Source organism: Mesorhizobium sp. P2_E7 (assembly GCF_056403855.1).
Window position 1 is genome coordinate 1,592,384 of the sequence record NZ_JBFUER010000001.1, and the last position, 15,893, is coordinate 1,608,276.

General features: G+C 62.3%; 15 protein-coding genes and 1 tRNA gene. 7 read left to right on the forward strand and 9 right to left on the reverse strand.

The genetic code is table 11. The features are described from left to right. Positions 1 to 2: 2 nt before the first annotated feature. Positions 3 to 401, reverse strand: coding sequence for a hypothetical protein (locus AC1DYC_RS08105; RefSeq protein ID WP_477405305.1), 399 nt, complete (start codon positions 399 to 401; stop codon positions 3 to 5). A gap of 40 nt (positions 402 to 441) precedes the next feature. Further along, complete coding sequence (locus AC1DYC_RS08110) at positions 442 to 888, reverse strand: iron-sulfur cluster assembly scaffold protein (RefSeq protein WP_112564670.1); 447 nt, start codon at positions 886 to 888, stop codon at positions 442 to 444. 241 nt (positions 889 to 1,129) lie between these two features. Here AC1DYC_RS08110 and folE point away from each other — a divergent pair, with 241 nt between their 5' ends. The 3 genes from folE to AC1DYC_RS08125 all read left to right on the forward strand — a co-directional run bounded on the left by folE (position 1,130) and on the right by AC1DYC_RS08125 (position 3,315). Continuing rightward, a complete protein-coding gene (gene folE / locus AC1DYC_RS08115; protein ID WP_454574164.1) occupies positions 1,130 to 1,765 on the forward strand; it encodes a GTP cyclohydrolase I FolE in 636 nt (211 codons plus the stop codon). Positions 1,766 to 1,800: 35 nt separating this feature from the next. Then, positions 1,801 to 2,259 (forward strand): phosphoribosyl-AMP cyclohydrolase, encoded by a 459-nt coding sequence (gene hisI / locus AC1DYC_RS08120; RefSeq protein ID WP_477405307.1) that lies wholly within the window; start codon positions 1,801 to 1,803, stop codon positions 2,257 to 2,259. Positions 2,260 to 2,343: 84 nt separating this feature from the next. Continuing rightward, positions 2,344 to 3,315 (forward strand): patatin family protein, encoded by a 972-nt coding sequence (locus AC1DYC_RS08125; protein WP_477408205.1) that lies wholly within the window; start codon positions 2,344 to 2,346, stop codon positions 3,313 to 3,315. A gap of 139 nt (positions 3,316 to 3,454) precedes the next feature. On the opposite strand, the gene AC1DYC_RS08130 is transcribed toward AC1DYC_RS08125, so the two are convergent. The 7 genes from AC1DYC_RS08130 to AC1DYC_RS08160 form a co-directional block, all read right to left on the reverse strand. After that, entirely contained in the window at positions 3,455 to 4,690 is a 1,236-nt protein-coding gene (locus tag AC1DYC_RS08130) for a DUF6895 family protein (protein WP_477405309.1), read from the reverse strand. 85 nt (positions 4,691 to 4,775) lie between these two features. After that, positions 4,776 to 5,018: a hypothetical protein gene (locus AC1DYC_RS08135; RefSeq protein ID WP_477405311.1), complete on the reverse strand. Its 243-nt coding sequence runs from the start codon at positions 5,016 to 5,018 to the stop codon at positions 4,776 to 4,778. 216 nt (positions 5,019 to 5,234) lie between these two features. Then, a complete protein-coding gene (gene recJ, locus AC1DYC_RS08140; RefSeq protein ID WP_477405313.1) occupies positions 5,235 to 7,019 on the reverse strand; it encodes a single-stranded-DNA-specific exonuclease RecJ in 1,785 nt (594 codons plus the stop codon). A gap of 60 nt (positions 7,020 to 7,079) precedes the next feature. Then, on the reverse strand, positions 7,080 to 8,063 hold the full coding sequence (gene glpX / locus AC1DYC_RS08145; protein WP_477405315.1) for a class II fructose-bisphosphatase: 984 nt from the start codon (positions 8,061 to 8,063) through the stop codon (positions 7,080 to 7,082). A gap of 141 nt (positions 8,064 to 8,204) precedes the next feature. Further along, positions 8,205 to 9,518, reverse strand: a complete 1,314-nt coding sequence (locus AC1DYC_RS08150) for a homoserine dehydrogenase (protein WP_477308325.1) — start codon at positions 9,516 to 9,518, stop codon at positions 8,205 to 8,207. A gap of 150 nt (positions 9,519 to 9,668) precedes the next feature. Next, complete coding sequence (locus AC1DYC_RS08155; RefSeq protein ID WP_023681615.1) at positions 9,669 to 10,886, reverse strand: LL-diaminopimelate aminotransferase; 1,218 nt, start codon at positions 10,884 to 10,886, stop codon at positions 9,669 to 9,671. A gap of 84 nt (positions 10,887 to 10,970) precedes the next feature. Further along, a complete protein-coding gene (locus AC1DYC_RS08160; protein ID WP_477401423.1) occupies positions 10,971 to 11,381 on the reverse strand; it encodes a hypothetical protein in 411 nt (136 codons plus the stop codon). Positions 11,382 to 11,478: 97 nt separating this feature from the next. On the opposite strand from AC1DYC_RS08160, the gene phaC reads away from it, so the two are divergent. From phaC to AC1DYC_RS08180, 4 genes are all read left to right on the forward strand, one after another. After that, complete coding sequence (gene phaC, locus AC1DYC_RS08165; protein WP_477405317.1) at positions 11,479 to 13,314, forward strand: class I poly(R)-hydroxyalkanoic acid synthase; 1,836 nt, start codon at positions 11,479 to 11,481, stop codon at positions 13,312 to 13,314. 327 nt (positions 13,315 to 13,641) lie between these two features. Continuing rightward, positions 13,642 to 14,790, forward strand: coding sequence for a YcbK family protein (locus AC1DYC_RS08170; protein WP_477408207.1), 1,149 nt, complete (start codon positions 13,642 to 13,644; stop codon positions 14,788 to 14,790). A gap of 474 nt (positions 14,791 to 15,264) precedes the next feature. Further along, a tRNA-Glu gene (locus tag AC1DYC_RS08175) sits at positions 15,265 to 15,339 on the forward strand. 154 nt (positions 15,340 to 15,493) lie between these two features. Beyond that, positions 15,494 to 15,829: a GcrA family cell cycle regulator gene (locus AC1DYC_RS08180; RefSeq protein ID WP_477405319.1), complete on the forward strand. Its 336-nt coding sequence runs from the start codon at positions 15,494 to 15,496 to the stop codon at positions 15,827 to 15,829. The last annotated feature ends 64 nt before the right edge of the window (positions 15,830 to 15,893 follow it).

Genomic DNA, 15,893 nt, shown 5'->3' on the forward strand with positions numbered 1-15,893 from the left:
TTCTATTTCTGCTGCGCGCTGGATGACATCACTCGGGCGTCGAAATTGACCGTCGTCTCGCGCCAAGCCTGGTAGCTATCGGCAAAAGCTGCAAGGCCAGTGAAGGGCGCACAACGGGTAATTGCCCGAACTGCGCTATCATTGAACCTCTTGCCCTGTGGTTCTGTCGCGGGGTTGAGTATCTTTGGCGGTCCGGCGAGCGAGCCATCCGGGTTCAGACTGATTTGGACGCGCGTGATCGCGATCACGGATCCGTCGTCGACTGGGATAGTCCAGCAGTCAGCCAGCTTGTCAGAAAGGTAGGCGGCAGCCTTCTGCTTCGAAGCGCTTTCTGCTCCTGCCGCATAACCGCTCGTCACCAGCGAAACCGCAAGGCCCGAAGCCACCGTCAACCAATGCAAGCGGTTCCTCCATCATGGCCGGCGCGAAACCGGCGCTATGTCACGCGGCTTCTTCGGCGCGTTTCTTCTCGATCTGGCCGATGGCGTCGACGACCGCGTCGAAGGTCAGCATGGTCGAGGCATGGCGCGCCTTGTAGTCGCGCACCGGCTCCAGATATTTCAGATCGGCGAAACGACCTTCTGGCGGCGCCCCGTTTTCCTTGAGCATCTTCAGCATGGTGTCGCGCACAGCCCGCAATTCGTCAGCGCTGGCGCCGATGACATGCTGAGCCATGATCGAGGACGAGGCCTGGCCAAGCGCGCAGGCCTTCACGTCATGGGCGAAATCGGTGACGACGCCATCGTCCATCTTGAGGTCGACAGTCACTGTCGAGCCGCACAATTTGGAATGGGCGCGTGCCGTCGCGTCCGGATCATCGAGCCGGCCGATGCGTGCGATGTTTCCGGCAAAACCCAGAATTTTCGCATTGTAGACGTCGTCAATCATATTTTTCCAATCCGTCGCCGCCAAGCGAACAGCGATTGCCGCTGTGGCGTCTTTCATTCGCTGGGCACGACCATATATAATGCTGGCAGTCGGGTATCGACAAGGCAACGCAAAGCCGCCGTCCTTGCCCATTTCGTTCACGCCGCTTGCGGGCTGGAAACAGGGCGAGTTTTCAGCACCCGAAAGGTCGTGGTCCGTTCAACTCGTTCCTCCTGAGAGAGGAACTACGGGAGACGCCTTTATGGATGCCGTCATCAAGAAAATCATGCCCCCCTCCGACTATCTGGACAAGCCGGTCACCGACAGACCGAGCGAGGCCGAGGTCGAGGCCGCCGTGCGCACGCTGTTGCGCTGGACCGGCGACAATCCGAACCGCGAGGGTCTGATCGACACGCCCAAGCGTGTCACCAAGGCCTTCCTCGAAATGTTCAACGGCTATGACATGTGCCCGGCCGAAGAACTTGGCCGCACTTTCGAGGAAGTCGCCGGCTATGACGATCTCGTCATCGTCAGGGACATCCAATTCCATTCACATTGCGAGCATCATATGGTGCCGATCATCGGCAAGGCGCATGTCGGCTATCTGCCGGACGGCAAAGTCGTCGGCCTGTCCAAGATTGCCCGCGTCGTTGATATTTTCGCCCATCGCCTGCAGACGCAGGAGGCCATGACTGCGCAGATCGCCGGCGTCATCCAGGACGTGCTCAATCCGCGCGGCGTCGCCGTCATGATCGAGGCCGAGCATATGTGCATGGCCATGCGCGGCATCCGCAAGCAGGGCTCCACCACGCTGACCTCGACCTTCACCGGCGTGTTCAAGGACACGCCCGAAGAACAGGTCCGTTTCGTCACCATGGTGCGCGGCCTCGGGGTGTAAGCCCCTTGCCGGCATCGCTAGATCAAGGACCGGCGATGTCGGCACTAACATTTCCCAAGGCTCCATCGGACAAGAAGGCGCTGGAAGAAGGCGCGGTGTTCTCACCGCGCTTTGACGCCAGCGGTCTCGTCACGGTCGTCGTTACCGATGCCGAAGACGGTATGCTCTTGATGGTCGCGCATATGAATGCCGAGGCGCTGGCGCTGACGCTGGAGACCGGCATCGCCCACTACTGGTCGCGCTCGCGCAACGCACTTTGGAAAAAGGGCGAAACCTCGGGCAATTTTCAGCACGTCGTCGAGATGCGAACCGACTGCGACCAGGACGCCTTGTGGCTTCGCGTGAAAGTGTTGGGCCACGACGCAACCTGTCACACAGGCCGGCGTTCATGCTTTTATCGGACGGTGGGGATCAACGACGGCAAGGCAACGCTTGCCGACGATGGCAGCACGCCGCTGTTCGATGCGGAAGAAACGTACCGGAAGCCTGCGTGAACCATTCAACAGTCGCAAACCACTCATATTCACTATTTTCAAACGTCCGTCCTGTAGAACGGACTTGGGACATGGGAGATCATGATGCTCGAATGGGCGTCATTGCGTAGCAGACCAGACGTGCGGGAGGCCAATGGCCCCTCATCGTCCGGCGGTGTGCCTGACCCGCAACCTGCGGGCAAGACAGGCATTTCGCTGGCGCTTGGCGGCGGCTGCGCCCGCGGCTGGGCGCATATCGGCGTGCTGCGCGCACTCGATGAAGCCGGCATCGAAGTCTCGATGATCGCCGGCACCTCGATCGGCGCGCTGGTAGGCGGCTGCTACCTCGCCGGCAAGCTCGACGAGCTCGAGGAATTCGCCCGCAGCCTGACCAAGCGCCGCATCTTCGGCCTGCTCGACCTCAATCTGCGCGGCAGCGGCCTGTTCGGCGGCATGAAGCTCGATGCACGCTTGCGCGAACATATGGCCGGCATCCGGTTCGAGGACCTGACAAAGCCCTTCGTGGCCGTTGGCGCCGAAATCCGCACTGGCCATGAAATCTGGCTGTCGAACGGCTCGCTGATCACCGCCATGCGCGCCTCCTATGCGCTGCCCGGCGTGTTCGAACCGGTGAATTGCAACGGCCGCGTACTGGTCGACGGCGCGCTGGTCAATCCGGTGCCGGTTTCGGTCTGCCGTGCCTACGAGCAGCCGCTGGTCGTCGCGGTCAACCTTCACTACGATCTGTTCGGCCGCGCCGCCGTCATCAAGCACAGCGCCGGCGAACTGCTCATTGAGAAGGACGCGCCGCGGCCCGGCCAGGCCGACCCCGACCATCAGGCGCACCAGACGCGCCTCGGCATCACTGGCGTCATGGTCGAAGCCTTCAACATCATCCAGGACCGGATTTCGCGCGCGAGGCTGGCCGGCGATCCGCCCGACATGTCGCTGCAGCCCAAGCTCAGCCATATCGGCCTGACCGAATTCCACCGCGCCGACGAGGCCATCAGCCTCGGCTACCAGGCGACGATGGCGCAGATCAGCGAGTTGAAGCGGCTGCAGACGGTTCTCGCCTAAGCCAATCCGGCGACATCAGGCCTTTGCCGCATCGGTGATGCGAAACTGCACCGTGCGGTTACCGTTCCAGTAATTGCCCGACAGCGAGCCGGCGACATGGATCGTCTTGCCGAAGAGACAACGAACCGAGACAAATGCACTAATTTGACTGTGTGTCGCTGCATACGGAAAGTCGCCGAAGGAGCTCGGCTGTCTGTGCACAGACAAGGGTATTGGCGATGCCATGCCGGGAGGCCGTTTCGAGTAAGTTGGCAGCGCCCACCACATTGTGGTTTCGAGTCGTCTCCAACAGCGCGATGTCCAGCAAAAATGGCGCCAAGGCTCGCTGTTCAGACAGATCGAGCTTCTGGAACGTCGACTGCCAAGGCGTATCCACGACGCGGATCGCGCTGAAAAGCTCTTCAATCAAAATCGCCGGCGCGAGCTCGCCGACAATGCTGGACGGCGGCGCATTGCCAGGGCGCAACGACAGCGCACAAAGCATGCCCATGACGTAGGCTGTGTGATATGAGGCGGCGATTGCGTACTTGGTTCTCTCGTTGCCCTCGAGGTGGCCGAACTTCTCCGGAACTCCGTTGCCAGCGGGTAGAAACCCAAATCGATCTTCAAGTTCCGCCAACACACGCAACCCGAACGCGGCCGCAGGAGACCAAGGTGCTGCGACAAGAGGCCAGATCATCAGCGTTTCCGCAGCGAGATCAAAGTCTTCGACAAGAAGACTTCGCGCAAGTAACCCTTCCGATTCCCCAATAATTTGCAATCGATCGCGAGGCAATTGGCGATTGGCATATCCGAAATCTGTGAAATACATGAAGGTGTGAGTGTAGGCGTAAGCATCCTCGCGGCTGCCCCACAATAGGTCGAGGGAGTTGTTCATCACAGAGTTCACAGCGATAAGATCGAACTCTGGACCCGGGGGCGTCTGGCTCCACAATGATCGAAGCCACAGTCCTTCCAGTACGCGATGGGGTACTACTTCCCTGCCCCGATGTGCCAAGGCTTCAGCGCTCAAGGCCAGCAGGCAATCGAAGCGTGCGTCTTTAAGTCCGAGTTGGGTAAGCAAGATGTGCGGCATCCCCAACTGAAAGCAAATAGTCGGGTACAGTGCGATTGCAAATGCCGTGCGATCCGCCCTCGCCAGTAGCGCCAGGTCACGCAAAAGCTCATCGACTTGGCTGTCCAGCCGCGCCGACCCTGTGACTGCGCGAGCCGCGTACAGAAACATCGCGGTTTCGGCAAGCGGCTTGTCGGGACCGAAGCTGTCTTCGAGCGCCGCCTCGTCACGGTAGCCGTCTGAACCGAGAGCGCCAATTGCCCGCTTCGCAATCTTTAACGCGAGCGACAACCGGCGCTCCAGATCATCCCGACTCAACATGGAATATCCGGACGTTTACTCACATGCTTCGCAGCAGAAGTCGCGGCGAGAGAGCATGCCCTGTGCCAGATTCGAAGTTCCGACCTCAGCCGATAACCTCTGCGGCGATTCCACGCCCACTGAGTTTCTTTTCCAGGCCGTCATTTATTGGGCCGATGTTAAAACAGGCAAGAATGTTGTAGTGACCAAAGCGGACCCCATAGTCCCCACTGCTAGATGCAGCAATGCTGGCCCCGTGCTCAGCTACAAATTTTCCCAACGCGCCGAAGTCGATAGCCTTGGAAGAAATAAACTTTGATACAATTTCTTCATGTCTGATTACAGGCATTTCTAACCTCCATCAAAACAAACAAATAGATCAGCATTCGCGTCCAAAATTCTACGCTCGCGAACCGAGAGAGTCTAGGGGCTCCAACATGTTCTGTCATTTTTACTTCTTAATCGATGCCTTGAATCGTAGTTAACAACCACGATTACAAACAGGCGGTAGATGACAACTGTCTGTACTACTAATGCGTGTCACCAAAATTTGTAGGCGGACACGTCAGGCCTTGGCCGCATCGGTGATGCGGAACTGCACCGTGCGGTTGCCGTTCCAGTAATTGCCCGACAACGAGCCGGCGACATGGATCGTCTTGCCGCGGTTCTTGAACAGGAATTCGCCGAGCGCGGTATCGACCGCGCGAAAGGCGATCGCCTGGATGCGGCCGCCGCTATCGGACTGCAAATCGGCGCGGATGTGGTTGGTGCCGACTGCCCGCGCGTCGGCCAGCCGGTGGCGCGGCAGCGCGAACACCGGTGCGACATGGCCGGCGCCGAACGGACCGGCCTTTTCCAGTGCATCGAGCAGGGCAAGCGTAGCGCCTTCGGCGGCGAGCGCACCGTCAATGGCCAGGCTTTCCTCGTCCTGCAGCCGGAACACTTCGGCCGCCGCGCGCTCCTCGAAAAAGGCCCGGAGTTCACCGAGCTTGGTGCGTTCGACCGTGATGCCGGCCGCCATGCCATGGCCGCCGCCCTTGACGATCAGCCCGGCATCGGCCGCCTCGCGCACCAGCCGTCCGAGGTCGAAGCCTGATACCGAACGGCCCGAGCCGGTGCCGATGCCGTTGGCGTTGAAGGCGATAGCGAAGGCCGGCCGGTGCGCATGATCCTTCAGCCGCGAGGCGATCAGGCCGACAATGCCTGGATGCCAGCTGGTGCTGGCGGTGACGATGATGGCCGGGCCATTGCCGCCGGCAAGCTCGGCATCGGCCTCGGCGCGCGCCGCGGCCAGCATCTCCAGCTCCATCTGCTGGCGTTCCTGGTTGAGCCGGTCGAGCGTCTCGGCAATCGTGCCTGCCTCGACCGGATCGTCGGTGGCAAGCAGCCGGCTGCCCAGCGCTGCATCGCCGATGCGGCCGCCGGCATTGATGCGCGGCCCGATCAGATAGGCGAGATGAAATGTGCCGATCGGCTCGCCGATGCGCGACACCCGCGCCAGTGCGGCCAGCCCCTCATTCTTCTGCTGGCGCGCCATTTGCAGGCCCTTGACCACGAAGGCGCGGTTGACGCCGATCAGCGGCACCACATCGCAGACGGTCGCCAGCGCGGCGAGATCAAGCAGCGACAGCAGGTCCGGCTGCGCGGCTTCGGGCCTGCGGCTGCGCAAAACCCTCGCTGTCTGCACCAGAGCGAGGAAGACGACGCCGGCAGCGCACAGATGGCCTTGCCCCGACAGATCATCCTCGCGATTGGGATTGACGACCGCGATCGCCTCCGGCAGCGCACCACCGACCTGATGGTGGTCGAGCACCACGACATCGGCGCCTGCGGCTTTGGCCGCGTCGATGGAAACGGCGCTGTTGGTGCCGCAATCGACGGTGACGATCAGCGTCGCGCCACGCGAGACCAGCTCGCGCATCGCCTCCGGATTGGGGCCATAGCCCTCGAAGATGCGGTCCGGAATGTAGATCTCCGACGGCACCGAGAAATGCGTCAGGAAGCGCTTGAGCAGCGCGGACGAGGCGGCACCATCGACATCGTAGTCGCCGAAGATCGCCACCTTTTCCTTGGCCATGACTGCGTCGGCGATACGAGCGGCGGCCTTGTCCATGTCGGTCAGCGAGGCCGGGTCGGGCAACAGGTCGCGGATCGTCGGATCGAGGAAGCGCTCGGCCTTGTCGGCGGTGACGCCGCGCCCGGCCAAGACGCGCGCGACAATGTCGGGCACGCCATGTCCCTGCGCGATCGCAAGCGCCGTCATGTCCTGCCGTTCGCTCAACCGGTGTTCCCAGGAAACACCGGTTGCGGACTGCCTGACATCGAGGAAGAGGCGTTTGTCGCCCGTCATATGACGCGTCGTCTGCAGATTGTCATTTCAGGCAATATGCGACGGCTAAACAGGAAAGTCTCAAAACTTTTCCAGATCCTGGTGACGCGCCTTGATCTCGCGCACGGTGCGCGACGAGGAGCGCAGTACGATGGTGTGCGTGGTGATGTAATTGCCGCCGAACTTGACGCCAGCCAGCATGTTGCCGTCGGTGACGCCGGTGGCCGCAAACAGCACATCGCCGCGCGCCATGTCCTCGGCGCGATAGATCCGCTTCGGATCGGCAATGCCCATCTTGGCCGCGCGCGCCGCCTTTTCTGCCGTGTCGAGGATCAGCCGGCCCTGCATCTGGCCGCCGGTGCAACGCAGTGCCGCCGCCGCCAGCACGCCTTCCGGCGCACCCCCGGTGCCGAGATAGATATCGATGCCGGTCTCTTCCGGGTCGGTGGTATGGATGACGCCGGCGACATCGCCGTCGCCAATCAGCCGGATCGCGGCGCCCGTGGCGCGCACCGCTTCGATCAGCCTTTCATGGCGCGGCCGGTCGAGGATGCAGGCGGTGATTTCGGAAATCGCGACGCCCTTGGCCCTGGCCAGGCTGGCGATGTTTTGCGCCGGCGAGGCGTCGATATCGATGACGCCTTCGGCATAGCCCGGACCGATGGCGATCTTGTCCATGTAGACGTCGGGGGCGAACAACAGGCTGCCCTTTTCGGCAATGGCGATGACGGCCAGCGCATTGGGCAGGTTCTTGGCGCAGATCGTCGTGCCTTCGAGCGGATCGAGCGCGATGTCGACCGCCGGTCCCTTCCCGCTGCCGACTTCCTCGCCGATATAGAGCATCGGCGCCTCGTCGCGCTCGCCCTCGCCGATCACCACCGTGCCTTTGATGGCGAGACGATTGAGTTCCTGGCGCATGGCGTCGACTGCGGCCTGGTCGGCGGCTTTTTCGTCGCCGCGCCCGCGCAATCTGGCGGCCGCGACCGCGGCACGCTCGGTGACGCGCACAACTTCCATGGTGAGTATCCGGTCGAGACCGGCGACAATGCTCTGGGCCACATTCATCGGGAGAAATCCTCGTTCGCACGCGCCTCCGCCAAGGGGCTGCTTCTTGTGTCAAAGCTCCATGACAACGGCAAGACTTGGCCGCTCGATTTTTCGAAATCGCAGCAATATCAATCGATTGAAGGAGAAGGATGACTTTCGCTACCCAGCCCGCTCGATGCGGATGACCTGCGGCTTGTCTGTGAGATGGCCGTCCTTGGTGATGCCGTCGACAGCCTTGCGCACGGCGGCTTCGGTCGTCTCGTGCGTGACCAGGATAACCGTCTTCTGCGCATCGGTTTCCGGCCCGGCCGCGTGCTGAACGATCGATTCCAACGAAATATCGTTGTCGGCCATGCGCTTGGCGATCGCGGCAAAGACGCCGATGCGGTCGTGCACGGTCAGGCGGATGAAATAGCCGCCGGCATGGCTGCGCATCTGCGCCTTCTTGTAGGGGCGCAATTCCTTCGCAGGCAGGCCGAACACCGGACCGTGCTGGAAGCCCGGCCGGCTCTTGGCGATGTCGGCGATGTCGCCGACCACGGCGGACGCGGTGGCGTTGCCGCCGGCGCCGGGGCCGGAGAGCAGCAGTTCGCCCAGAATGTCGGTTTCGATGGCGACCGCGTTGGTGACGCCATGCACCTGCGCGATGACCGAGGCCGTCGGCACCATGGTCGGGTGCACGCGCTGCTCGATGCCGCTGTCGGTGCGCTGCGCGACGCCAAGCAGTTTTATCCGGTAGCCGAGGTCGCCGGCAGCGCGGATGTCGGCCTGGCTGATGTTGGAAATGCCTTCCATGTAGATATCGTTGGCGGCGATTTTCGTGCCGAAGGCCAGGCTGGTCAGGATCGACAGTTTGTGCGCGGTGTCATGGCCCTCGATGTCGAAGGTCGGGTCGGCCTCGGCATAGCCCAGCCGCTGCGCGTCCTTCAGGCATTCGTCGAACGAGATGCCCTCCGCTTCCATGCGGGTCAGTATGTAGTTGCAGGTGCCGTTGAGGATGCCGAAGACGCGGGTGACCGAATTGCCGGCCATCGCCTCGCGCATCGTCTTGATGACCGGAATGCCGCCGGCCACCGCCGCCTCGTAGTTGAGCAGCACGCCCTTCTTCTCGGCGATTTCGGCAAGTGCTACGCCGTGCTTGGCTAGCAGCGCCTTGTTGGCAGTGACGACATGGCGACCGGCCTCAAGCGCTGCCTTGACCGACGAGCGCGCCGGCCCTTCATCGCCGCCTATCAGTTCGACAAAGACGTCGATGTCGGCGGTCTGCGCCATCTTGACCGGATCGTCGAACCATTTGGCGGCGGTGAGGTCAACGCCGCGATCGCGCTTGGCATCGCGGGCCGAAACGGCAGTGACGACGACGTCCCGACCGCACTGGCGCGTCAGCTCGGCCGCCTTGTCGCGCAACACGCGCGCCACCGAAGCGCCGACGGTACCGAGACCCGCAATTCCAACACGCAACGCTTCAGCCATATCCGGCGACGCCCCTCAAAACTGCTCAAATAAGATGTGCGGCGACCTTAGAGCAATTCCAGAAAAAGTGTGAAACGGTTTTCCGTCCGGAATTGCGTCAAAAACAATGAGTTAGAGCAGATCGCCGTTTCGGTGAAACGGTGGACTGCTCTAACGATGCGCGGCGAGCGGCACCACATTGTTCGGCTGCTTGGCGCTGGACGCCAGGAAGCGCTTGATGTTGCGCGCCGCCTGCCGGATCCGATGCTCGTTCTCGACCAGCGCGATGCGCACATGATCGTCGCCATGCTCGCCGAAGCCGATGCCCGGCGCGACCGCCACGTCGGCGTGCTCGATCAGGAGCTTGGAGAATTCGAGCGAGCCGAGATGCTTGAACGGCTCCGGGATCGGCGCCCAAGCGAACATCGAGGCCGCGGGTGCGGGAATGGTCCAGCCGGCGCGGCTGAAGGCGTCGACCATAACGTCGCGGCGCTTCAAATAGACCTCGCGCACTTCGGCGATGTCGGCGCCGTCACCGTTCAGCGCATGTGCCGCCGCCACCTGGATCGGCGTGAAGGCGCCGTAATCGAGATAGGACTTCACCCGGGTCAGCGCCGAGATCAGCCGCTCATTGCCGACGGCAAAGCCCATCCGCCAGCCGGGCATGGAGAATGTCTTCGACATCGAGGTGAACTCGACGCAGACATCGATAGCGCCCGGCACCTGCAGCACCGAAGGCGGCGGATTGCCGTCGAAATAGATCTCCGAATAGGCAAGGTCCGACAGGATGATGATGTCATTCTTCTTGGCGAAGGCGACGACGTCCTTGTAGAAATCGAGCGAGGCGACCAGCGCCGTCGGGTTCGACGGATAGTTGAGGATCAGCGCCAGCGGCTTCGGGATCGAATGGCGGACACCGCGTTCGAGCGCCGGAATGAAGCCGTCATCGGGCTCGACCTGCAGCGAACGGATGACGCCACCCGACATGATGAAGCCGAAAGCGTGGATCGGATAGGTCGGGTTGGGGCACAGGATGACGTCGCCGGGCGCGGTGATCGCCTGCGCCATGTTGGCGAAGCCTTCCTTCGAGCCGAGCGTGGCCACCACTTGCGTGTCGGGATTGAGCTTCACGCCGAAGCGGCGCTGATAGTAGGCGGCCTGGGCGCGGCGCAGGCCGGGAATGCCGCGCGAGGAGGAATAGCGATGCGTGCGCGGGTCGCGCACCACTTCGCACAATTTGTCGACGATCGCCTTCGGCGTCGGCAGGTCCGGATTGCCCATGCCAAGGTCGATAATGTCGGCGCCGCGCGAACGGGCACTGGCCTTCAGCCGGTTGACCTGTTCGAACACGTAAGGCGGAAGCCGGCGGACCTTGTGAAATTCTTCCATGTCAGTTCCAGACGATTAGAATTGGCTTTGGCAGAGTTGGCTAAGCGCCTTGGGCAAAGGCGGCTTTCGGCGCGCCATATAGCTCTATTTGCAGGTAGGGTCGAGGGCGGGATCGCATTTGGCCTCGATCTGCTTCAGCGTGTCCTTGCCATGGTTCTTCGCCAGCGAGTTCAGGGCCGCCGGGCTGGTGGAAGGGACACCGCCGCCGCCCTTGCCCGCTTGCGCCTGCTGTTCGCCCTTCAACTGGGCAAGCTTGGCCTGGGTCTCCTCAGGGGTGAGCTGCTTTGCCGCCACCTGCGGCGGGATGTTGAGATTGGGATAGGAACCGGTGTCCTGCGGGCCCTGGGTCAGGCCGGTATTCATCCCGTTGCCGGTGTTGGCGCTCGTGCAGCCGCCTGCTGCCAACAGCCCTGGCGCCAGAAAAGCTGTCGCAACAGCGATGCGGCAAAAGCGGCCTGCCCCCGAAAAAATGGTCTTGCCGGTGTTAATCGTCATATTGTTTTCCTGGCAGCCGGGGTACAGCGCATTGGACCCGGTCAGATGTCCCATGATAATATGTCAAGAAAACGCCTCGGGAGGAACCCCGCGAGCCATGTCCAAAACACCTGATTCGAGCAAAGCGGAAGATGATCAATCTTCGACCGTCGAGCAATATCTGGTGAAAGACCCGGAACGCTTCGCGTTGAACATGGCGCGCATGGTCGAACAGGCCGGCAAGGCGGCCTCCGCCTGGGCCGAGCCGCGCGAAAAGGGCGAGGTGCGCGATCACGTCGCCGAGCCCGTGGTCGACATGGTCAAAACCTTTTCCAAGCTCAGCGAATACTGGCTGGCCGACCCGCAACGCGCGCTGGAAGCGCAGACGCGACTGTTCGCTGGCTACATGACCGTCTGGGGAAACGCGATCCAGCGCATCAGCCCGAACGCCGAGGCGCCGGACGATGCGGTCCAGCCCGAGCGCGGCGACAAGCGCTTCCAGGACCCTGAATGGGGCCGCAACGCGTTCTTCGATTTCCTCAAGCAGGCCTATCTCGTCACCTCGCGCTGGGCGGCTGACCTGGTCGAGCACGCCGAAGGCCTCGACGACCACACCCGCCACAAGGCGAGCTTCTACGTCAAGCAGGTGTCCAACGCCATCTCGCCGTCGAACTTCATCCTGACCAATCCGGAGCTGTTTCGCGAAACTGTCGCCTCGAATGGCGAAAACCTGGTGCGCGGCATGAAGATGCTGGCCGAGGACATCGCCGCCGGCAAGGGCGACCTGAAGCTGAGACAGGCCGACTATTCGCCCTTCGAGATCGGCAAGAACGTCGCCATGTCGCCCGGCAAGGTGGTCGGCCGCAGCGATGTCGCCGAGATCATCCAGTACGATCCGACGACCGAGACCGTGCTCAAGCGCCCGCTGCTGATCTGCCCGCCATGGATCAACAAATACTACATCCTCGATCTCAATCCACAAAAGTCCTTCATCCGCTGGGCGATCGAGCAGGGCCACACCGTCTTCGTCATTTCCTGGATCAATCCCGACGAGCGCCACGGCGCCAAGGGCTGGGAGGCCTATATCAGGGAAGGCCTGCAATACGGCCTCGACACGATCGAGAAGGCGACCGGCGAGAAGGAGGTCAACGCCATCGGCTATTGCGTCGGCGGCACGCTTTTGGCGGCCGCACTCGCGCTCCTGGCGCAGGAAGGCGACGACCGCATCAAGTCGGCGACCTTCTTCACCACGCAGGTCGACTTCACCCATGCCGGCGACCTGAAAGTGTTCGTCGACGAGGACCAGGTGGCGGCGGTCGAGAAATCGATGAACGAGAAGGGCTACCTCGACGGCACCAAGATGGCGACGGCCTTCAACATGCTGCGCTCGGGCGACCTGATCTGGCCCTATGTCATCAACAATTACATGCGCGGCAAGGATCCCCTGCCCTTCGACCTGCTCTACTGGAACGCCGATTCCACCCGCATGGCGGCGGCCAACCATTCCTTCTATCTGCGCAACTGCTATCTCGAGAACAATCTGACGCGCGGCGTGATGGAGCTCGCCGGCCGCATTGTGTCGCTGGCCGACGTCACCATCCCGGTCTACAATCTGGCGTCGAAGGAAGATCACATCGCGCCGGCGCTGTCCGTGTTCCTCGGCTCGCAATACTTCGGCGGCGACGTCGAGTATGTGATGGCCGGCTCCGGCCACATCGCCGGTGTCGTCAATCCGCCGGCAGCCAAGAAGTACCAGTACTGGACCGGCGGCAAGCCGGTGGGCGATTTTGGCCAATGGTTCGCTAATGCAGTGGAGCATCCCGGCTCCTGGTGGACGCACTGGCAGCACTGGATCGAGACCCAGGAAGACACCCTCGTTCCGGCCCGCAAACCGGGCAAGCATATGAAAACCCTGGGAGATGCCCCCGGCACCTATGTCAAGGTGCGAGTGTAACGGACTGTAATGTCTGGTGAGTTGACGGGCCGGCAAAACGAGGCGAAATGGTGTCGTCAACCATCAAGTAGCCTCAATTCGCCTCCAACGAGCGATTAATTCAGAGGCTTGCAGAATTGACACAAGTCTCGTTTCCGGTTTGGGAACACAAGGTTATTGGACGTGAACGCTTCGACGCCGCACCAATAGCAGGCCGACCGGACACCGAGGGGGAATTTAGTTTTGAAATCAGTAGGATCGCGTCTCGCGGGGAGAGAGGGTCGCACCATAGCGGCAGCGCTTTTCTCCGTGCTTCTGGCGTCCTGCACCTCGGCCGGCGACCCGACAATGTCGGTCGGCATGCCCGGCTACAACGCCACCGCTTCTGACATCGCCGCGGCTTCAGGCACCAGCCCCGCGGCGCCAGGCGATTCGACCGTGCAGGTCACATCGACTGCGCAGGTCACATCGACAGGTCCGCAGATGATGATGACGGCGACGGGCGATGCGACGCTGCCCGAGCAGGTCGCCTATGTGCCGATGGCCAAGCCCGGCACCAGCTTCCCGCTCAACGTTCCCGCCGGTTCCGAAACCATCGTCGGCCAGACGCCGCAGGCACTGCAGCAGCCTGCGCAGACCGCGGCCACGACGGACGCCGTGGCACAGAAGATTGCCGCTGCCGATGCCGGCGTGACCGCGCCGAAACCGACCGCCGCAGCCCCTGCGACCAACGAGGTCTATGTGACGGCCGCCGCTCCTCAGCAGGTCGATGCGCCGAAGAAGGGCTTTCTCGCTTCGCTGTTCAGCACGGCACCAGCCTCGGCTGCACCCGCTCCGCTGATCAACTCCCGCTCGGGCGAACAGCCTGCGGTTGCGGCTCAGCCCAAGGCAGCGCCGGCAAAGCCGATCGTCACGCTGGCCTCGGCCAGTTCGGCCGACAAGCCGGTGCAGCTGGCCTCGCTCGGTGACGACAGCAGCAACCACATCACCGGCAGCGATGCGCTACCCGGCGTGCGCCAGACGGCGCTGTTCGAGATCAAGCGCAAATCCGGCATCGACGACGAAAGCGATGTCGATTTGAACGAGGACGAAGGCTCGGGTGGCAGCTATCAGGTGGCGTCGGCCGCCGGCCTCGCCCGGCTGGCGCCCAACGGCCTCTTGAAGCAGAACGAAAGCGTCGACGTCGCCTGCCTGAAGCCATCGCTGGTGCGCGTGCTGAAGACGATCGAAGGCCACTACGGCCGCAAGATGATGGTCACCTCCGGCTACCGCGACCCGGCCCGCAACCGCCGCGCCAACGGCGCCAAGAACTCGCTGCACATGTATTGCGCCGCCGCCGACATCCAGGTTCCCGGCGTCTCCAAATGGGAGCTGGCGAGCTACATCAGGACCATGCCCGGCCGCGGCGGCGTCGGCACCTACTGCCACACCGAATCCGTCCACGTCGACGTCGGCCCCGAGCGCGACTGGAACTGGCGCTGCCGCCGGCGGGGGTAACCCTCTCCAAACGGCAGACGGACTGTCGGCAGCTCGTCGTTTCCTTCCGGCCAGCTATCAACAACATTGTTCCTTCCGGCTATCAACAACGTTCGAGATTGGCCGAGGCACCCGCGACTTCGTCATCCTAGGGCGGAGCAGCCGCGAAGCGGCGTCGCGGAGACCCTGGGATCCATTCCGTGACCCTGGCCGTGGAGTGCAGCGGTGCAGAAACTGCACCGTAGCGGCGCTCAGACGTCGCGGCATGGATCCTCGGGTCTGCGCCGCGTCGCTACGCTCCTTGCTCCGCCCGTGGATGACGACCGTGAGGAACGCTTCGGCTAATCTCCAAAGACATGCAATTTCCGCGCGACTACAGACCCGCCTGCCTTATCGAAACGGCAGTTTTCGCCCCTCCTGAAAAAAGTTGTTGCATCTGGCGGCTGATGGGTTGCCGGTTGGCAACAACGCAATTATAAGCCGCTTCGTCTGAGCGCGCCCATCGTCTAGCGGTTAGGACACCGCCCTTTCACGGCGGTAACAGGGGTTCGATTCCCCTTGGGCGTACCAGATATTTCGCTGACTTGACTATGGTTTGATGTCTGTGGACCCGATCAGGGACCCGAAATGCACCTCCGCGTCGGCGCAGGTGTGGCCTTAAGTCGCAAACTATTGGCTTCAAAAACCGGGCTTCGGGCTTCATTGACGGTGCGACCAGCACCATATGGTGATCCAAAGCCCTCCAAATCGAGAGAAGCTCGCCCGACGGGTCGCACTGCGGCTGTCAGCCAGCAATGGCTATGAACCAAGGAACCTGAAAACCATCATGCCCGAAAAAGTCAGACTAACTCCGAGAGACGTTCCCCTCATTCAGCTCGGCGTCCATCAGTGCCGCTTCCCGGTGAGCGAAGACCCGTCAGTACCTGGCGGCTACCGTTTTTGTGCCGGGGCAACTTCGCCGGATCGTGTCTACTGCGATCACCACCACACCATTGTGACCGCCGTGGACCCTCGTCGAGCCCGTCCGGGTCTCCAAATCCCCCAACGGCGCGCCGCCTAGGTTACGAGGCCCCAAGCCAGCCCCTGCCCCCGCCGCAGACCAAGCGGGGGGCGGGTGCAGTAGG

What these genes read in the sequence shown, in the direction of transcription:
- AC1DYC_RS08155 (WP_023681615.1), bottom strand. Translation starts at nt 10,886, where the DNA reads ATGGAAGAATTTCACAAGGTCCGCCGGCTTCCGCCTTACGTGTTCGAA.
- glpX (WP_477405315.1), bottom strand. Translation starts at nt 8,063, where the DNA reads ATGAATGTGGCCCAGAGCATTGTCGCCGGTCTCGACCGGATACTCACC.
- recJ (WP_477405313.1), bottom strand. Translation starts at nt 7,019, where the DNA reads ATGACGGGCGACAAACGCCTCTTCCTCGATGTCAGGCAGTCCGCAACC.
- AC1DYC_RS08125 (WP_477408205.1), top strand. Translation starts at nt 2,344, where the DNA reads ATGCTCGAATGGGCGTCATTGCGTAGCAGACCAGACGTGCGGGAGGCC.
- AC1DYC_RS08135 (WP_477405311.1), bottom strand. Translation starts at nt 5,018, where the DNA reads ATGCCTGTAATCAGACATGAAGAAATTGTATCAAAGTTTATTTCTTCC.
- AC1DYC_RS08110 (WP_112564670.1), bottom strand. Translation starts at nt 888, where the DNA reads ATGATTGACGACGTCTACAATGCGAAAATTCTGGGTTTTGCCGGAAAC.
- AC1DYC_RS08180 (WP_477405319.1), top strand. Translation starts at nt 15,494, where the DNA reads ATGGTGATCCAAAGCCCTCCAAATCGAGAGAAGCTCGCCCGACGGGTC.
- AC1DYC_RS08160 (WP_477401423.1), bottom strand. Translation starts at nt 11,381, where the DNA reads ATGACGATTAACACCGGCAAGACCATTTTTTCGGGGGCAGGCCGCTTT.
- AC1DYC_RS08170 (WP_477408207.1), top strand. Translation starts at nt 13,642, where the DNA reads ATGTCGGTCGGCATGCCCGGCTACAACGCCACCGCTTCTGACATCGCC.
- folE (WP_454574164.1), top strand. Translation starts at nt 1,130, where the DNA reads ATGGATGCCGTCATCAAGAAAATCATGCCCCCCTCCGACTATCTGGAC.
- AC1DYC_RS08150 (WP_477308325.1), bottom strand. Translation starts at nt 9,518, where the DNA reads ATGGCTGAAGCGTTGCGTGTTGGAATTGCGGGTCTCGGTACCGTCGGC.
- phaC (WP_477405317.1), top strand. Translation starts at nt 11,479, where the DNA reads ATGTCCAAAACACCTGATTCGAGCAAAGCGGAAGATGATCAATCTTCG.
- AC1DYC_RS08130 (WP_477405309.1), bottom strand. Translation starts at nt 4,690, where the DNA reads ATGTTGAGTCGGGATGATCTGGAGCGCCGGTTGTCGCTCGCGTTAAAG.
- hisI (WP_477405307.1), top strand. Translation starts at nt 1,801, where the DNA reads ATGTCGGCACTAACATTTCCCAAGGCTCCATCGGACAAGAAGGCGCTG.